Annotated in this window: 16 protein-coding genes and 3 tRNA genes; 16 read left to right on the top strand and 3 right to left on the bottom strand. The window is 56.5% G+C overall.

Features of this window, described 5'->3' with window-relative positions:
- Positions 1-3: 3 nt before the first annotated feature.
- Both asd and rsgA read right to left on the bottom strand, forming a co-directional pair.
- The gene (gene asd, locus H7R76_RS21345) at positions 4-972 is read right to left on the bottom strand and encodes an archaetidylserine decarboxylase (protein ID WP_106927434.1); all 969 of its coding nucleotides are present in this window, start codon (positions 970-972) and stop codon (positions 4-6) included.
- Between the two features lie 119 nt (positions 973-1091).
- Entirely contained in the window at positions 1092-2147 is a 1056-nt protein-coding gene (gene rsgA / locus H7R76_RS21340; RefSeq protein WP_181358009.1) for a small ribosomal subunit biogenesis GTPase RsgA, read from the bottom strand.
- A gap of 107 nt (positions 2148-2254) precedes the next feature.
- Here rsgA and orn point away from each other — a divergent pair, with 107 nt between their 5' ends.
- The 4 genes from orn (at position 2255) to H7R76_RS21320 (ending at position 3269) form a co-directional block, all read left to right on the top strand.
- Positions 2255-2800 (top strand): oligoribonuclease, encoded by a 546-nt coding sequence (orn, locus tag H7R76_RS21335; RefSeq protein ID WP_106927437.1) that lies wholly within the window; start codon positions 2255-2257, stop codon positions 2798-2800.
- A gap of 180 nt (positions 2801-2980) precedes the next feature.
- Positions 2981-3056, top strand: a tRNA-Gly gene (locus H7R76_RS21330).
- A gap of 34 nt (positions 3057-3090) precedes the next feature.
- A tRNA-Gly gene (locus H7R76_RS21325) sits at positions 3091-3166 on the top strand.
- Between the two features lie 27 nt (positions 3167-3193).
- Positions 3194-3269, top strand: a tRNA-Gly gene (locus H7R76_RS21320).
- Between the two features lie 268 nt (positions 3270-3537).
- Here the strand turns inward: H7R76_RS21320 and queG are convergent.
- Positions 3538-4677 carry a tRNA epoxyqueuosine(34) reductase QueG gene (gene queG, locus H7R76_RS21315; protein ID WP_182966415.1) on the bottom strand — a complete coding sequence of 380 codons (1140 nt, stop codon included), beginning with the start codon at positions 4675-4677 and terminating at the stop codon, positions 3538-3540.
- A 13-nt stretch (positions 4678-4690) separates the two neighbouring features.
- Here queG and nnr point away from each other — a divergent pair, with 13 nt between their 5' ends.
- The 12 genes from nnr (at position 4691) to nsrR (ending at position 17384) form a co-directional block, all read left to right on the top strand.
- Complete coding sequence (gene nnr / locus H7R76_RS21310) at positions 4691-6202, top strand: bifunctional ADP-dependent NAD(P)H-hydrate dehydratase/NAD(P)H-hydrate epimerase (protein WP_182966413.1); 1512 nt, start codon at positions 4691-4693, stop codon at positions 6200-6202.
- Positions 6195-6656 (top strand): tRNA (adenosine(37)-N6)-threonylcarbamoyltransferase complex ATPase subunit type 1 TsaE, encoded by a 462-nt coding sequence (gene tsaE, locus H7R76_RS21305; protein WP_106927443.1) that lies wholly within the window; start codon positions 6195-6197, stop codon positions 6654-6656. The genes nnr and tsaE overlap by 8 nt, the downstream gene beginning before the upstream one ends.
- A 16-nt stretch (positions 6657-6672) precedes the next feature.
- On the top strand, positions 6673-8028 hold the full coding sequence (amiB, locus tag H7R76_RS21300; RefSeq protein ID WP_182966410.1) for an N-acetylmuramoyl-L-alanine amidase AmiB: 1356 nt from the start codon (positions 6673-6675) through the stop codon (positions 8026-8028).
- 9 nt (positions 8029-8037) lie between these two features.
- The gene (gene mutL, locus H7R76_RS21295; RefSeq protein WP_106927447.1) at positions 8038-9885 is read left to right on the top strand and encodes a DNA mismatch repair endonuclease MutL; all 1848 of its coding nucleotides are present in this window, start codon (positions 8038-8040) and stop codon (positions 9883-9885) included.
- Positions 9878-10828 carry a tRNA (adenosine(37)-N6)-dimethylallyltransferase MiaA gene (gene miaA, locus H7R76_RS21290; protein WP_106927449.1) on the top strand — a complete coding sequence of 317 codons (951 nt, stop codon included), beginning with the start codon at positions 9878-9880 and terminating at the stop codon, positions 10826-10828. Before mutL ends, miaA begins: the two co-directional genes overlap by 8 nt.
- Positions 10829-10977: 149 nt before the next feature.
- Positions 10978-11283, top strand: a complete 306-nt coding sequence (gene hfq / locus H7R76_RS21285) for an RNA chaperone Hfq (protein WP_052284691.1) — start codon at positions 10978-10980, stop codon at positions 11281-11283.
- A gap of 75 nt (positions 11284-11358) precedes the next feature.
- Positions 11359-12639, top strand: coding sequence for a ribosome rescue GTPase HflX (hflX, locus tag H7R76_RS21280; protein ID WP_106927451.1), 1281 nt, complete (start codon positions 11359-11361; stop codon positions 12637-12639).
- Positions 12640-12795: 156 nt separating this feature from the next.
- Positions 12796-14055 carry an FtsH protease activity modulator HflK gene (gene hflK / locus H7R76_RS21275; RefSeq protein WP_182929601.1) on the top strand — a complete coding sequence of 420 codons (1260 nt, stop codon included), beginning with the start codon at positions 12796-12798 and terminating at the stop codon, positions 14053-14055.
- 2 nt (positions 14056-14057) lie between these two features.
- Positions 14058-15062, top strand: a complete 1005-nt coding sequence (hflC, locus tag H7R76_RS21270; RefSeq protein ID WP_106927455.1) for a protease modulator HflC — start codon at positions 14058-14060, stop codon at positions 15060-15062.
- Positions 15063-15132: 70 nt separating this feature from the next.
- Positions 15133-15330 (top strand): DUF2065 domain-containing protein, encoded by a 198-nt coding sequence (locus H7R76_RS21265; RefSeq protein WP_064546860.1) that lies wholly within the window; start codon positions 15133-15135, stop codon positions 15328-15330.
- Positions 15331-15432: 102 nt separating this feature from the next.
- Entirely contained in the window at positions 15433-16731 is a 1299-nt protein-coding gene (gene purA / locus H7R76_RS21260) for an adenylosuccinate synthase (protein WP_182966408.1), read from the top strand.
- A gap of 227 nt (positions 16732-16958) precedes the next feature.
- Positions 16959-17384 (top strand): nitric oxide-sensing transcriptional repressor NsrR, encoded by a 426-nt coding sequence (nsrR, locus tag H7R76_RS21255; protein WP_064546863.1) that lies wholly within the window; start codon positions 16959-16961, stop codon positions 17382-17384.
- The last annotated feature ends 28 nt before the right edge of the window (positions 17385-17412 follow it).

Raw genomic sequence — 17412 nt, 5'->3', positions numbered from 1 at the left:
TAATTAGCTTTTTTCTTGCGTATCGTCGGCCTGCGGCACAACGTCCTGCTCAACCACCGTTTCGACGACTGGCTCAGCGACCACCTCAGCGGCGGGCTCAGCGACGGCTTCGGTCGAAACGGCCAGCGGCTCACCCAGACGGGTGACGGAGAGGTTTTGCAGATGTTCAACCAGCGTCACTTTGCCCGGCGCGAACAGGTTAATCACCGTTGAGCCCAGCTTGAAGCGACCCATTTCCTGGCCTTTGAGCAGCGCGATGGAGCCTTCCCGATCGCCCGCTGGATAGGTCCAGCGCTTGATGATGCCGTCACGCGGCGGGGTCACGGTGCCGGACCAGACGGTTTCGATGCTGCCGACGATCGTCGCGCCGACCAGAATCTGCGCCATCGGGCCAAATTCGGTATCGAACAGGCAGATAACGCGTTCGTTGCGGGCAAACAGATTCGGTACGTTCTGCGCGGTCAGGTGGTTCACAGAGAACAGATCGCCCGGTACGTAGATCATTTCACGCAGGATACCGTTGCACGGCATGTGGACGCGGTGGTAGTCACGCGGCGACAGGTAGGTGGTGGCAAACGTGCCGTTACGGAACAGGTCGGCCATGATGTAGTTACCGGCCAGCAGCGCTTCCAGCGTGTAGTCGTGGCCTTTCGCCTGCAGAATTTTGTCGCCTTCAATCGCACCCAACTGGCTGATGGCGCCGTCGGCCGGCATCACCAGCACGCTTGGGTCGGTGTTGATCGTGCGGACATCTTCACGCAGCGGGCGAACGAAGAAATCGTTAAAGGTGCGATAGCTGGCGGTATCCGGCTTCTGCGCCTCTTTCATATCCACCTTGTAGAACTTCACGAACAGATCGATAACCAGTTTGGTCAGCCATCCCGCTCGTTTGCTCGCACCCCAGCCTGCGAGACGCGTAAGCCACAGTTTAGGCAGAATGTATTGCAGTGAAAGTTTAAACGAGTTTAACAAGGTAGCCTCCAGGCCATTATGTGTCGATCCTGATCCAACGCCAGGCGTTGGATCTTTCAAGAAAAGCGGCCGATTCTAGCGAGTGTTGACGAAAATGTCAGTCGGCAAAATCATAGTTCTCAATTATCTATGTCTGAAAAGTTTTTACGCGTTTTTACCTGCGCCATGGTTTCCAGAATGCGGTGATAATTTTCAAAACGCGTCTCGGCGATCTTTCCTTCCTCTACGGCCGCACGGATGGCGCAGCCCGGGTCTGTGTCGTGCTTGCAGTCGCGATATTTGCAATGACCAAGGTAGTCATGGAATTCGACAAACCCGTTGGTGATTTGTTCCGGGTCGAGGTGCCACAGGCCAAACTCACGCACGCCGGGGGAGTCGATCACGTCGCCGCCGTGCGGGAAGTGATACAGGCGCGCCGCCGTAGTGGTGTGCTGACCCAGGCCGGAGACGTCGGAAACGTCGTTAGTCAGAATACGGTCATCGTTCAGCCCCAGCAGGGCATTCAGCAGGCTGGACTTGCCCACCCCGGACTGCCCGGCAAAGATGCTGATGCGGTTGGTCAGGGCTTCTTCCAACGGCTTTAAGCCATCCTGGGTATGGCTGGACGCCATCAGGACGGTATAGCCAATCTTACGATAGATATCCATCTGCTCGTTGACGAACGCCATGCCTTCATCGTCCAGCAGGTCGATTTTATTCAGCACCAGCAGCGGCTCAACGTTGAGCGTTTCGCAGGCGACGAGATAGCGGTCGATAATGTTCAGCGAGAGCTCGGGTAAAATGGCCGAGACAATAACGATTTGATCGATATTGGCTGCGATCGGCTTCACGCCGTCGTAGAAATCCGGGCGGGTCAGTACCGAGGTGCGCTCGTGCACCGCTTCGACAATCCCTTTGACGTTGACGCCTTCTGCGGCGGCTTTACCCGGACGCCAGACGACGCGGTCGCCGGTGACCAGCGAACGGATGGTGCGGCGAATGTTGCAGCGGTGGGTTTCGCCATCGGCGGACTCCACGTCGGCATGCATACCAAAGCGGCTGATGACGATACCTTCGGCGGCTTCGCCAAACAGGTTATCGTCGTAATCTGGCTTCTCCGCGGCCGTCGTGAGGCGGCGCTGGTGGTTGGCCTTAACGCGGCGCTGCTGACCTTTGGAGAGTTTATTTTTACTCAATCGTGCTGGCTCCTGGTCGCCCATGTCGGGCAAAACCTCTATGATACACGCTAATTAATACTAGTTAACCTACCGCGGCAGGTATGACAAGAAGGGTGGAAAATAGCATGAGTGCAGATGAAAACAACCTGATTTGGATCGATCTGGAGATGACGGGTCTGGATCCCGAGCGCGATCGCATTATTGAAATCGCCACGCTGGTGACCGATGCACAGCTGAATATTCTGGCAGAAGGGCCGACCATTGCCGTTCACCAATCCGACGCGCAGCTGGCGCTGATGGATGACTGGAACGTGCGTACCCACACCGGCAGCGGCCTGGTAGAGCGCGTGAAGGCGAGTACCATGGGCGATCGCGAAGCCGAGTTGGCGACGCTGGAATTTCTCAAGCAGTGGGTGCCGGCAGGCAAGTCACCCATTTGCGGTAATAGCATCGGCCAGGACCGCCGTTTCCTGTTTAAATATATGCCGGAACTGGAATCCTACTTCCATTATCGCTATCTGGATGTCAGCACCCTGAAAGAGTTGGCGCGTCGCTGGAAGCCGGAAATTCTGCCGGGCTTTAAAAAACAGGGTACGCACCAGGCGATGGACGACATCCGCGAGTCGGTAGCGGAACTGGCTTACTATCGCGAGCATTTTATTCAACTTTAAGGTGAAATGAGAATGAATCGGCGTTAAAGTAATCAACCTGCCGATTTATCCAGCAGTTGAACGAAATTTTTAAAAAATCGCTTCAGGGGGGGTTGCAGGAAAAAAGAATTCTCGTATAATGCGCCTCCCGTAACGAAGCAGAAATGCGAATTACGACAGCAACAAAAATTGCCAGATTTTGCGGGAATAGCTCAGTTGGTAGAGCACGACCTTGCCAAGGTCGGGGTCGCGAGTTCGAGTCTCGTTTCCCGCTCCAAAAATTTGAAAGCAGTAGTAGTCGACATACCCAAGCGGGAATAGCTCAGTTGGTAGAGCACGACCTTGCCAAGGTCGGGGTCGCGAGTTCGAGTCTCGTTTCCCGCTCCAAAATTTGAAAGCAGTAGACACACCCAAGCGGGAATAGCTCAGTTGGTAGAGCACGACCTTGCCAAGGTCGGGGTCGCGAGTTCGAGTCTCGTTTCCCGCTCCAAATTTTCTTCCAAAACAAAATCACTTCCACAACGCAATCGCCGTTGAGGTCGTTTTTTTCGTTCCTGAAATACTCTTGTAAACAGACTTATCCACAGGCTGTCGTCCGTTTCTTCGCACGCTAACTTTTTTGAGATTTTTACATTATTTTTTATCTCTATGATTTATAAAGAGATATATCATTTCAAAATGTTAGCAAGATCGCTTGACGAACTTTGGCGTGTTGAAACGCAATGCCTTTTTATTTTTACTCACAGGCTGTGAATATATCAGGCATCGCGCGGCAGGCCTTTTTCTACCACCCTGACCAGGCGCTGTTTCTTCGGTAGCTGGACCTCTACGGCCCCCTCTTTTCGCCGGGCAAGCTGCTGCGCAACCGCCCACGTAATGTGTTCGTCGAGAAGTGGGTGCTCACCTCGGCGACTTTCCAGCGCATTGAGCGCGGCTTCGCTCCACGGTGCATTGCCCAGCGCAACGGCAATATTTCGCAGCCAGCGCAGGTGGCCAATGCGGCGAATGGCGGACCCTTCCGTCACTTTCAGAAAATGGGCTTCGTTCCAGGCAAACAGTTCAATCAGGTCTGGGGCGTGGAGCGCCTGACGCGGGCTGAAGTCGGCTTCGTCGGTGAGCTGAGAGAAGCGGTTCCACGGGCAGATCAGCTGACAGTCGTCGCAGCCGTAGATGCGGTTGCCGAGCAGCGGCCGAAATTCTTCGGGAATAGCGCCTTCCAGCTCAATCGTCAGGTAAGAGATACAGCGACGCGCATCGACGGTATAGGGCTCTACGATGGCACCGGTGGGGCAGATGGTCATACAGGCGACGCAGCGCCCGCACTCCTCGGCGACGGGTTGGTCGATGGGCAGGGGGATATCAATCAGCAGTTCGCCGAGAAAAAAGAACGATCCTGCGTCGCGGTTAAGGATAAGTGAGTGCTTACCTGTCCAGCCAATACCCGCTTTTTCCGCCAATGGCCGCTCAAGAATAGGCGCAGAGTCGACAAACGGTCTAAAATTCAGCGAGACGCACTGTTCCTGAATCATTTCGCCGAGCTTTTTAAGGCGGTTACGCAATAGCTTATGATAATCACGCCCCAGGGCATAACGGCTGACGTAACCCAGCTCGGGGTTTTTTAGCGTGCGGGCAAAGGCCGCATTGGCGGGAAGGTAGTTCATACGAACGCTAATCACCCGGAGCGTTCCGGGCTGCAGTTCGTGGGGGCGCGCACGCATCATGCCGTGACGTGCCATCCATTCCATCTCGCCGTGGTATTGTTTATCCAGCCATGCCTGTAGCTTGGGCTCGGAGGCGCTGAGATCGGTATCGGTAATGCCGACCTGCTGAAAGCCCAGTTCAGTGCCCCATTGTTTGATTTGTTGCGCTAATTGATTGAGATCGAGGGGCTGTGACATGACGGACCATACATTGACAAGAAACCTCCACAGTATACCACACTCCATTTGGCCTGCGGATGCGCTGCGCCGTGCGGAAAAAACGGCGGCGCAAAGCCTCGGCATCTCCCTCTACGAACTCATGCAGCGTGCCGGTAAGGCGGCATTCGATGTGGCTCGTGCGGCATACCCTGCGTCACGCCACTGGCTGATTCTCTGCGGTCACGGTAATAACGGCGGCGATGGCTATGTGGTGGCACGCCTTGCGCAGGCGGCAGGTATTCGCGTCACGCTGCTGGCGCAGGTAAGCGACAGGCCGCTGCCGGAAGAGGCGTATACCGCACGCGCGGCCTGGCTTGAGGCCGACGGCGTCATTCAGTCGACGGACATGCCGTGGCCGCAGGATGGCGATCTGATCATTGACGGCCTGCTGGGAACCGGCCTGCAGAATGCGCCGCGCGATGACATGGCCAGCCCGATCGCGCGGGCGAATCGTTACCCGGCACCGATTATCGCGCTGGATATTCCCTCTGGACTTAACGCCCAGACCGGTACGACGCCGGGCGCGGTTATCCACGCGGCGCATACCGTCACCTTTATTGCCCTGAAGCCGGGGCTACTGACCGGTAAAGCGCGTGATGTGGTCGGAACGCTGCATCACCATGCGCTGGGATTAGAGTCCTGGCTGGCAGAACATCCTACCGCTATTCACCGACTGGATGCCTCACAGCTGGCACAGTGGCTGCCTCCGCGCCGCCCGACCTCGCACAAAGGCGATCACGGTCGCCTGGTGGTGATTGGCGGCGACCATGGCACCGGCGGGGCTATCCGTATGGCGGGTGAAGCCGCGCTGCGGGCAGGCGCGGGGTTAGTGCGCGTGCTGACCCGTGCGGAAAACGTCGCGCCGATCGTTACCGCGCGGCCGGAACTGATGGTGCACGAACTGACGCCGCAGTCGCTGGAGGATGCTCTGGCGTGGGCGGATGTGGTGATCATTGGCCCCGGGTTGGGTCAGGCTGAATGGGGGAAGCAGGCGCTGCGTAAAGTGGAAAACATCCGCAAGCCGATGCTTTGGGACGCCGATGCGCTGAACCTGCTGGCATTCAATCCGGATAAACGTCACAATCGCGTGATCACGCCGCACCCCGGCGAGGCCGCGCGTTTGCTCAACTGCCCGGTGGCAGAAATTGAGAACGATCGCTTACTTTCTGCACAGCGTCTGGTACAACGGTACGGTGGCGTGGCGGTGCTGAAGGGGGCGGGAACCGTGGTGGCCGATAAACAGGGCACCCTTAGCATCATTGATGCCGGTAACGCCGGTATGGCCAGCGGCGGAATGGGCGATGTGCTGTCGGGTATCATCGGCGCATTGCTGGGGCAGGCCTTATCGCCGTATGATGCTGCGTGCGCGGGCTGTATCGCCCACGGCGCGGCGGCTGACAGGCTGGCCGCGCGCGAGGGTACCCGCGGAATGCTGGCGACCGATCTCTTTTCCACGCTGCGGCGTGTTGTTAACCCGGATGTGATTGACGTAGACCATGATTAATCGAGTAATTCCTTTACCAGACGAGCAGGCAACCCTGGACCTTGGCAACCGAGTGGCGAAGGCCTGCGCAGGGGCCACGGTCATCTATCTGTACGGCGATTTAGGCGCGGGTAAAACCACCTTCAGCCGCGGCTTCCTGCAGGCGCTGGGCCACGGCGGCAACGTCAAAAGCCCGACCTACACGCTGGTCGAGCCATACCAGCTCGATAGCCTGATGGTTTATCACTTCGATCTTTACCGTCTTGCGGATCCTGAGGAGCTCGAATTTATGGGGATCCGCGATTATTTTGCTAACGATGCCATTTGCCTGGTGGAATGGCCGCAACAGGGCGCAGGTGTTCTGCCCGAGCCGGATATCGAAATACACTTAGATTACCAGGCGCAAGGGCGTGAGGCGCGCATTGCCGCGGTCTCCTCATTAGGTGAGTCTCTTCTGGCGCGGTTGGCCGGTTAATTTAAGGGATCCCAGGATGATTTTTCGCGCAAAAGGGTGGTTGATGGCGGCGCTGATGCTGATCGGCGCACCGGCAATGGCGGCGAGTTTGTCCGATATTCAGGTGGCTAACAGTGAAACGCAGGCGCGGATCACCTTTAGCTTTATGGGCGACCCGGAATACAATTTTAGCCAGGATGACAAACGCAGCGTGGTGCTCGACATCAAGCAAACGGGCGTTATTCAGGGGCTGCCGCTGCGCTTCAGCGGCAATAACCTGGTCAAAGCGATCCACGCAGGCACACCGAAAGACGATCAGTCGCTGCGGCTGGTGGTCGATCTCACTGAAAATGGTAAAACCCGCGCGGTGAAACAGCAAAACGGCGCTAACTATACCGTGGTGTTTACCATCAACGCCGATGTTCCGCCGCCACCGCCGCCACCGGTGGTGGCTAAGCGTGTCGAAGCCCCCATCGTCACGCCCGCGCCGGTGCCGAGTCAACCCGCGCGTAATCCGTTTAACAGCAGCAGCGGCGGCGGCGCCAGTCATGAACGCCAGCCGGCGATAGCCAGCAGTACCGCCCCCGCGCCGCGTCCGGCGGCCCGCGCGCGCAGCGTTTCCGGCGACAAGGTCATTATCGCTATTGATGCGGGGCACGGTGGTCAGGATCCTGGCGCTATTGGTCCGGGCGGGACCCGTGAGAAAAACGTCACTATCGCGATTGCGCGTAAGCTGCGGACGCTGCTTAACGACGACCCGATGTTCCGTGGCGTACTGACCCGCGACGGCGACTATTTTATTTCGGTAATGGGGCGCTCTGACGTGGCGCGTAAGCAAAATGCCCACTTCCTGGTGTCGATTCACGCCGATGCCGCGCCGAACCGGGATGCCACCGGTGCTTCGGTGTGGGTGCTGTCTAACCGTCGTGCCAACAGCGAAATGGCGGGCTGGCTGGAGCAGCATGAGAAACAGTCTGAGCTGCTGGGCGGCGCGGGCGACGTGCTGGCGAACAGTCAGGCGGACCCGTACCTCAGCCAGGCGGTGCTGGATCTGCAGTTCGGCCATTCCCAGCGCGTAGGGTATGATGTGGCGACTAACGTCATCAGCCAGCTGCAGCGGGTGGGCAATCTGCATAAACGTCGCCCGGAACACGCCAGCCTCGGCGTGCTGCGCTCGCCGGATATCCCGTCGATTCTGGTCGAGACCGGCTTTATCAGCAATAGCGGCGAAGAGCAGTTGCTGGGCAGCGATGACTATCAGCAGAAGATCGCGGAAGCCATTTATAACGGTTTACGTAACTATTTTACGGCGCATCCGATACAATCCGGCCCGCGTGACGAACAGTCGCAGACCGCCAGCGCCGCGTCATCAGACAGGACGCTCGTTAACTAAGGAGTTTTCATGCCGATTCAGGTTTTACCGCCGCAGCTTGCGAACCAGATTGCCGCGGGTGAAGTGGTTGAACGGCCTGCATCGGTAGTGAAAGAGCTGGTAGAGAACAGCCTCGATGCGGGCGCCACCCGCATCGATGTGGATATCGAACGCGGTGGGGCCAAGCTTATCCGCATTCGCGATAACGGCTGCGGTATCAAAAAAGACGAGCTGGCCCTCGCGCTGGCCCGCCATGCCACCAGTAAAATTGCTTCGCTCGACGATCTGGAAGCCATTATTAGCCTCGGCTTTCGCGGCGAAGCCCTGGCGAGTATCAGTTCGGTATCCCGCCTGACGCTCACCTCACGCACGGAGCAGCAGCAGGAGGCCTGGCAGGCCTACGCGGAGGGGCGCGATCAGGATGTGACCGTTAAACCCGCGGCGCATCCGGTCGGCACCACGCTGGAAGTGCTGGATCTGTTCTACAACACGCCGGCGCGCCGCAAGTTTATGCGCACCGAAAAAACCGAATTTAATCATATCGATGAGATCATTCGCCGCATCGCGCTGGCGCGCTTCGATGTGAGCTTCAACCTGACCCATAACGGCAAAATGATCCGCCAGTATCGTGCGGTGGCAGAGGGCGCTTCAAAAGAGCGTCGTCTGGGAGCCATCTGCGGTACGCCGTTCCTCGAACAGGCGCTGGCCATCGAATGGCAGCACGGCGATCTGGCACTGCACGGCTGGGTGGCAGACCCGAAACATACCACCGCGGCGCTGGCGGAGATTCAGTATTGCTACGTTAATGGCCGCATGATGCGCGACCGGTTGATTAATCACGCCATTCGTCAGGCCTGCGAAGACAAGCTCGGTGCAGACCAGCAGCCGGCGTTTGTGCTGTACCTGGAGATCGATCCGCACCAGGTGGATGTCAACGTTCACCCGGCGAAGCATGAGGTTCGTTTTCATCAGTCGCGGCTGGTACATGATTTTATCTACCAGGGGGTACTGAGCGTGCTGCAACAGCAGTTGGACGCGCCGTTACCGCTGGCTGAAGACGATGAGCCCGCCCCGCGCGCGCTGCCGGAAAACCGCATCGCGGCCGGGCGTAACCAGTTTGCCGAGCCCGCGACGGCGCGTGAACCGGAGGCTCCACGCTATCCCTCCGCTACCGGAGGCAGCGGGCGCAGCGCGGGCGTAAGCTGGCCGAATGCGCAGCCGGGCTATCAAAAGCAGCAAGGGGCGCTTTATCGCCAACTGCTTGATACGCCGGCCAGCCGACCAGAGCCCGTTAAGCCGACCTCCGAGAACCTTGCCGGGCATGCTCAGAGCTTTGGCCGCGTGCTGGCAATCATTGACGATTGCTGTGCGCTGCTGGAGCGTCACGGTAAACTGAATCTGCTGTCATTACCGGTGGCGGAGCGCTGGCTGCGTCAGGCTCAGCTAACTCCGGGTGAAGCAACCATCTGCGCTCAGCCGTTGCTGATTCCGCTGCGGCTGAAAACCGCTGAGAATGAACGTAAAACCCTTGAAAATACGCGGGAAATGCTCAGCCAGTTGGGCATTGAAATCCTGCTTGAAGGGCAGCATGTGACGATTCGCGCGGTGCCTTTACCCTTACGACAACAAAATTTACAAATCTTGATACCTGAACTGATAGGCTACTTGGTGGATAAATCTCAGGTTGATGCTGAGGACGTGGCACAGTGGTTAGCCCGTCATCTGGCAAGCGACCACGCGCAGTGGAATACCGCGCAGGCCATCGCGATGCTGGCAGAGGTTGAACGTCTTTGCCCGCAGCTGGTCAAAGCTCCGCCGGGTGGTTTGTTACAACCCGTTGATTTAGATTCTGCGATGAACGCCCTGAGACATGAGTGACGTAACCGAGGCAAGCCTGCCTAAGGCAATTTTTTTAATGGGGCCAACCGCTTCGGGCAAGACGGCGCTGGCCATTGCGCTGCGTAAAGTTTTGCCCGTAGAGTTGATTAGTGTGGATTCCGCCCTCATTTATCGAGGGATGGACATTGGCACCGCTAAGCCGAGCGCGGAAGAGCAGCGCGCTGCGCCGCATCGGCTGCTGGATATTCTTGACCCTGCGCAGGCCTATTCGGCGGCGGACTTCCGCCGCGATGCGCTGGCGCATATGGCGGAGATCGTCGCAGCAGGGAAAATTCCACTGCTGGTCGGTGGAACCATGTTGTATTTCAAGGCGTTGCTTGAAGGTTTATCACCGCTGCCGTCGGCAGACCCGGACGTCCGGGCCAGGATAGAGCAGCAGGCAGCAGAGCACGGATGGATGGCGCTGCATCAGCAGCTACGGGAAATTGACCCCGTCGCCGCAGAGCGCATTCATCCGAATGATCCGCAAAGACTTTCCCGAGCACTGGAAGTTTTTTTCATTTCGGGTAAAACTTTAACGGAGCTGACGCAAACGTCAGGAGACGCTCTGCCCTACAAGGTGCATCAGTTCGCCATCGCCCCGGCGAGCCGTGAACTGCTCCATCAGCGCATTGAGCAGCGTTTTCATCAGATGTTGGCTTCGGGTTTTGAAGCAGAAGTGCGGGCGCTATTTGCCCGTGGAGATTTGCATACGGATATGCCTTCCATTCGTTGCGTGGGATACCGCCAGATGTGGTCATACCTCGAAGGCGAGATTTCATACGATGAAATGGTTTATAGAGGAGTTTGTGCCACGAGACAGCTAGCCAAGCGCCAGGTGACGTGGTTACGCGGTTGGGAAGGGGTTCATTGGTTAGATAGTGAACAGCCGGAGCAGTCGTTTAACCAACTATTACAGGTAGTGGGTGCTAGTGTAGACTGAATGTGTACAATTGAGTCGTATCGTGCGCAATTTTCGGAATCGTAAGGTTCATACGCAACATCGTTCGAGCTGAATCAAAGCAGATAACGCAGAAGTGGCTTGAGGGATGACGTGTATAAGTACAAATAAGCATATAAGGAAAAGAGAGAATGGCTAAGGGGCAATCTTTACAAGATCCGTTCCTGAACGCACTGCGTCGGGAACGTGTTCCAGTTTCTATTTATTTGGTGAATGGTATTAAGCTGCAAGGGCAAATTGAGTCTTTCGATCAGTTCGTGATCCTGTTGAAAAACACGGTCAGTCAGATGGTCTATAAGCACGCAATTTCTACCGTTGTTCCGTCCCGTCCGGTTTCCCATCACAGCAACAATGCTGGCGGCGGCACCGGTAGCAACTACCATCACGGTAGCAACGCGCAGGGTTCTGCACAGCAAGACAGCGAAGAAACCGAATAAGTTTGGTGGCTGTCTATCCATGTCGGGGAGCCGGAGTATCCGGGTTCCCCGCTGGTATTTCAGGAGATATAACGCTTGTTTGACCGTTATGACGCCGGTGAGCAGGCGGTGCTGGTACACATCTATTTTACGCAAGACAAAGATATGGAAGACCTCCAGGAGTTTGAATCTCTGGTCTCTTCCGCTGGTGTCGACGCAATGCAGGTGATTACCGGTAGCCGTAAAGCGCCGCACCCAAAATATTTTGTTGGTGAAGGTAAGGCTGTCGAAATTGCGGAAGCCGTTAAAGCGACAGGTGCTTCCGTTGTGCTGTTTGATCATGCACTAAGCCCAGCCCAGGAGCGTAACCTTGAAGCCCTGTGTCAATGCCGGGTTATCGATCGTACCGGTCTGATCTTAGACATTTTCGCCCAACGTGCGCGTACCCATGAGGGTAAGCTGCAGGTTGAGCTGGCGCAGCTTCGCCATCTGGCGACGCGCCTGGTGCGCGGTTGGACGCACCTTGAACGACAAAAAGGCGGTATCGGTTTGCGCGGCCCGGGTGAAACCCAGCTCGAAACTGACCGTCGTTTACTGCGTAACCGTATTATGCAAATCCTCTCGCGCATTGAGCGCGTGGAGAAACAGCGCGAGCAGGGGCGCCGCGCCCGCGTGAAGGCCGATGTGCCAACGGTATCGCTGGTGGGCTACACCAACGCCGGGAAATCGACGCTGTTTAACCATATTACGCAGGCGGAGGTCTACGCCGCTGACCAGCTGTTTGCGACCCTCGACCCAACGCTACGACGTATTGACGTAGCGGATGTCGGGGAAACGGTGCTGGCCGATACCGTAGGCTTTATTCGTCACCTGCCGCACGACCTGGTTGCGGCGTTTAAAGCCACATTGCAGGAAACCCGTGAAGCCACGCTGCTGCTGCACGTGATTGACGCAGCGGATGTGCGCGTGCAGGAAAATATCGATGCAGTGAATACCGTTCTCGAAGAGATCGACGCGCACGAGATTCCAACCCTGCTGGTGATGAATAAAATCGATATGCTGGATGATTTTGAGCCGCGTATCGATCGTGATGAAGAGAACAAACCTATCCGGGTGTGGCTGTCCGCGCAAACCGGGGTAGGGATACCACTCCTTTTTCAGGCGTTGACCGAACGACTGTCCGGCGAAGTGGCGCAGCACACGCTGCGTTTACCTCCGCAGGAAGGGCGTTTGCGTAGCCGCTTTTATCAGCTTCAGGCAATCGAAAAAGAGTGGATGGAGGAAGACGGCTGCGTCAATTTGCAGGTTCGTATGCCGATTGTCGACTGGCGTCGCCTCTGTAAACAAGAACCGACACTGGCAGACTACGTCGTCTGACCGTGCAGCTTGCCTGAAAACATTAGCCCTTTGGGCACCCAGCGGTTCAGGTCGCCTCCGCGCGACCGCGACAACCAGGACGGCGTCGCGGTTATCAGCCAAATGATCTGGACTGGGAAAAGGTATATCACCGCATAACAAATATGGAGCATAAACATGGCGTGGAATCAGCCCGGTAATAACGGACAAGACCGCGACCCGTGGGGAAGCAGCAATAATCAAGGCGGCAACTCCGGGGGGAATGGAAATAAAGGCGGTCGCGATCAGGGGCCGCCGGATTTGGATGATATCTTCCGTAAGCTGAGCAAAAAGCTCGGTGGTTTTGGGGGCGGTAAAGGCGGTTCCGGCAGCGGTTCGTCTCAAGGGCCGCGTAGCCCGATGGGCGGGCGCATTGTCGGTATTGCAGCGGCTGCCGTGGTCGTCATTTGGGCGGCCAGCGGGTTCTATACCATTAAAGAAGCCGAGCGTGGCGTTGTGACGCGCTTTGGTAAGTTCAGCCACCTGGTTGAGCCGGGCCTGAACTGGAAACCAACCTTCATCGACGAAGTGACGCCGGTGAACGTAGAAGCCGTACGCGAACTGGCCGCGTCTGGCGTGATGCTGACTTCCGACGAAAACGTCGTGCGCGTTGAAATGAACGTGCAGTACCGTGTGACCGATCCGCAGCGCTACCTGTTTAGCGTGACCAGCGCCGACGACAGTCTGCGCCAGGCCACCGACAGCGCCCTGCGTGGCGTCATCGGTAAATACACCATGGACCGTATTCTGACCGAAGGTCGTACCGTTATTCGTAGCGATACCCAGCGCGAGCTGGAAGAGACCATCCGTCCGTACAACATGGGCATCACCCTGCTGGACGTCAACTTCCAGGCCGCTCGTCCGCCGGAAGAGGTGAAGTCTTCCTTCGATGATGCGATTGCCGCACGTGAGAACGAGCAGCAGTACATCCGTGAAGCGGAAGCGTACACCAACGAAGTTCAGCCGCGTGCTAACGGTCAGGCGCAGCGTATTCTGGAAGAAGCGCGTGCGTATAAGACTCAGACCGTTCTGGAAGCACAGGGTGAAGTGGCGCGCTTTGCCAAGATCCTGCCGGAATATAAGGCCGCACCGCAGATTACCCGCGAGCGTCTGTATATCGAGACCATGGAAAAAGTGCTGAGCCATACCCGCAAAGTGCTGGTTAGCGACAACAAGAATGGCAACCTGATGGTACTGCCGTTGGATCAGATGCTGAAAAGCGGCAATGCGCCGGCAGCAAAGAGCGATAGCAGTGGTGCCAATAACCTGTTGCGCCTGCCGCCTGCGTCCTCTTCCAGCAGTAGCGCGAGCAACACCTCGTCTGCCAGTCAGGGCAATATCATGGACCAACGCCGCGCTAACGCGCAGCGTAACGACTACCAGCGTCAGGGGGAATAACGATGCGTAAGTCAGTTATTGCGATTATCATCATCGTGCTGGTAGTGCTGTATACCTCTATCTTTGTGGTTAAAGAAGGCGAGCGCGGAATTAAGTTCCAGTTCAGCAGCGTGGTGCGCGACAGCGATAAGAAACCGTTGATTTATGAGCCGGGCCTGCACTTCAAGGTGCCGTTCATTCAGTCGGTGAAAATGCTTGATGCCCGTATCCAGACCATGGATAACCAGGCCGATCGTTTCGTCACGAAAGAGAAGAAAGACCTGATCGTCGACTCTTACATCAAGTGGCGCATCAGCGACTTCAGCCGTTACTTCCTGGCGACCGGCGGCGGCGACGTCTCCCAGGCCGAAGTGCTGCTGAAACGTAAGTTCTCTGACCGTCTGCGTTCTGAGATTGGTCGTCTGGACGTGAAAGACATCGTGACCGACTCCCGCGGTCGTCTGACCCTGGAAGTTCGCGATGCCCTGAACTCCGGTTCTTCCGGCGCGGAAGATGAAGTGGCTACGCCGGCAGCCGATAGCGCGATTGCGGAAGCCGCAGAGCGCGTAGAGCAGCAGGCAAACATCAAAGGGCCAACCATTAACCCGAACAGTATGGCGGCGTTAGGGATTGAAGTGGTCGATGTGCGTATCAAGCAGATCAACCTGCCGACCGAAGTCTCGGAAGCGATTTACAACCGTATGCGCGCTGAGCGTGAAGCCGTTGCCCGTCGTCACCGTTCTCAGGGTCAGGAAGAGGCAGAAAAACTGCGTGCGACCGCCGACTATGAAGTGACGAAGACGCTGGCAGAAGCGGAGCGTCAGGGTCGTATCCTGCGTGGTGAAGGCGATGCCGAAGCAGCCAAGCTGTTCGCCGATGCGTTTAGCCAGGATCCGGACTTCTATGCCTTTATTCGTAGCCTGCGCGCTTATGAAGCCAGCTTCGATAGCAACCAGGACGTGATGGTCCTGAGCCCGGATAGCGATTTCTTCCGCTACATGAAAAACCCGGGGACCACCGCTCGCTAAGCGCGCGGTAGCCTGATAAAAACCACCGCCTCCTTTGGGAGCCGGTGGTTTTCTTTTATAAGGATGAAAAATGAATTCGACGATCTGGCTGGCGCTTGCGCTGGTGTTAGTGCTTGAGGGTCTGGGGCCGATGCTTTATCCGAAGGCCTGGCGCAAGATGATTTCTACGATGACCCAATTACCGGATACGATGTTGCGTCGATTTGGTGGCGGTCTTGTGGTTGCTGGCGTTGTCATCTACTACATGTTGACGAAAACGATTGGCTGATTAAAAAGACAGCGTTAAAGCGCCATTTTGTGGTTAAAAAGTGCTGTATATCTGAAAAAGCGATGGTAGAATCCATTTTTAAGCAATCGGTGATTTTGAAAAATGGGAAACAACGTCGTCGTACTGGGCACCCAATGGGGTGACGAAGGTAAAGGGAAGATCGTCGATCTTCTGACTGAGCGTGCAAAATATGTTGTTCGCTATCAGGGTGGCCACAACGCGGGCCATACTCTCGTAATCAACGGTGAAAAAACCGTCCTCCATCTTATTCCATCAGGTATTCTCCGTGAGAATGTTACCAGCATCATCGGTAACGGTGTTGTGCTGTCTCCGGCTGCGCTGATGAAAGAGATGAAAGGCCTGGAAGACCGTGGTATCCCGGTTCGCGAACGTCTGCTGCTTTCCGAAGCATGCCCGTTAATCCTCGACTATCACGTCGCGCTGGATAACGCTCGCGAAAAAGCACGTGGTTCTAAGGCTATCGGTACTACCGGTCGTGGTATCGGCCCAGCTTATGAAGATAAAGTGGCTCGTCGCGGTCTGCGTGTGGGCGATCTCTTCGATAAAGCGACTTTCGCTGAAAAACTGAAAGAAGTGATGGAGTATCACAACTTCCAGCTGGTGAACTTCTATAAAGTCGACGCGGTTGACTACCAGAAGGTGCTGGACGATGTGATGGCCGTTACCGACATCCTGACCGGCATGGTGGTTGACGTTTCCGACCTGCTGGATCAGGCGCGTAAACGCGGTGACTTCGTGATGTTCGAAGGCGCGCAGGGTACGCTGCTGGATATCGACCACGGTACCTATCCGTACGTGACCTCTTCCAACACCACCGCAGGTGGCGTAGCAACCGGTTCTGGCCTTGGCCCGCGCTATGTTGACTACGTGCTGGGTATCATCAAAGCTTACTCCACTCGCGTGGGCGCCGGTCCGTTCCCGACCGAATTGTTTGATGACACCGGCGAGTTCCTCTGCAAGCAGGGTAACGAATATGGCGCGACTACCGGCCGTCGTCGTCGTACCGGCTGGCTGGACTCCGTTGCCGTGCGTCGCGCTGTACAGATCAACTCCCTGTCTGGTTTCTGCCTGACCAAGCTGGACGTTCTGGACGGCCTGAAAGAAGTGAAAATTTGCGTGGCTTACCGCATGCCGGACGGCCGTGAAGTGACGACGACCCCGCTGGCGGCGGATGATTGGGAAGGTATTGAACCAATCTATGAAACCATGCCGGGCTGGTCTGAAACCACCTTTGGCGTGAAAGAGCGTAGCGGCCTGCCGCAGGCGGCGCTGAACTACATCAAGCGTATTGAAGAACTGACCGGCGTACCGATTGATATTATTTCAACCGGCCCGGATCGTACTGAAACCATGATTCTGCGCGACCCGTTCGACGCGTAATTCTGGTTCAAGGTGCAGCGCCCTGTGGCGCTGCGCTTATCCGGCCTACTCGCTTTGTAGGCCGGATAAGACGCAAAGCGTCGCTATCCGGCTTTATCGTGCGTTAAACCCTCGCTTTTTCCCTTCTCGAAAGAAATAAATTAGCGGCTCACAGGCTGGCTGGTTTATCATCAATATAATTAATATCAACAGGCTCACCCTGTTTTCCCCTTTTCCTTGAGGTTGATGTGCAGTTAACAAGTTTTACCGATTATGGACTCCGCGCGCTGATTTACATGGCGTCACTGCCGGAAGGCAATATGACCAGCATCTCGGAGGTGACCGAGGTCTACGGCGTGTCGCGTAACCATATGGTTAAAATTATCAACCAGCTGAGCCGTGCCGGGTACGTAACGGCCGTGCGCGGGAAAAATGGCGGTATCCGGCTGGGGAAACCCGCGAAGGATATTCGTGTGGGGGACGTGGTGCGCGAACTCGAACCGCTATCGCTGGTGAACTGCAGCAGCGAATTTTGCCATATTACGCCGGCCTGTCGTTTGAAACAGGCGCTTTCTCAAGCCGTGCAAAGTTTTCTCAAGGAGCTGGATAACTACACACTGGCCGATTTGGTTGAACACAATCAACCACTATACAAATTATTGCTGGTGGAATGACGAATATCTCCACCAGAGATGACAACGG

The sequence above is a fragment of the Klebsiella sp. WP8-S18-ESBL-06 genome (assembly GCF_014169755.1).
GTDB lineage: Bacteria > Pseudomonadota > Gammaproteobacteria > Enterobacterales > Enterobacteriaceae > Kluyvera > Kluyvera ascorbata_B.
This window is presented reverse-complemented; position numbering and strand designations above follow the sequence as displayed.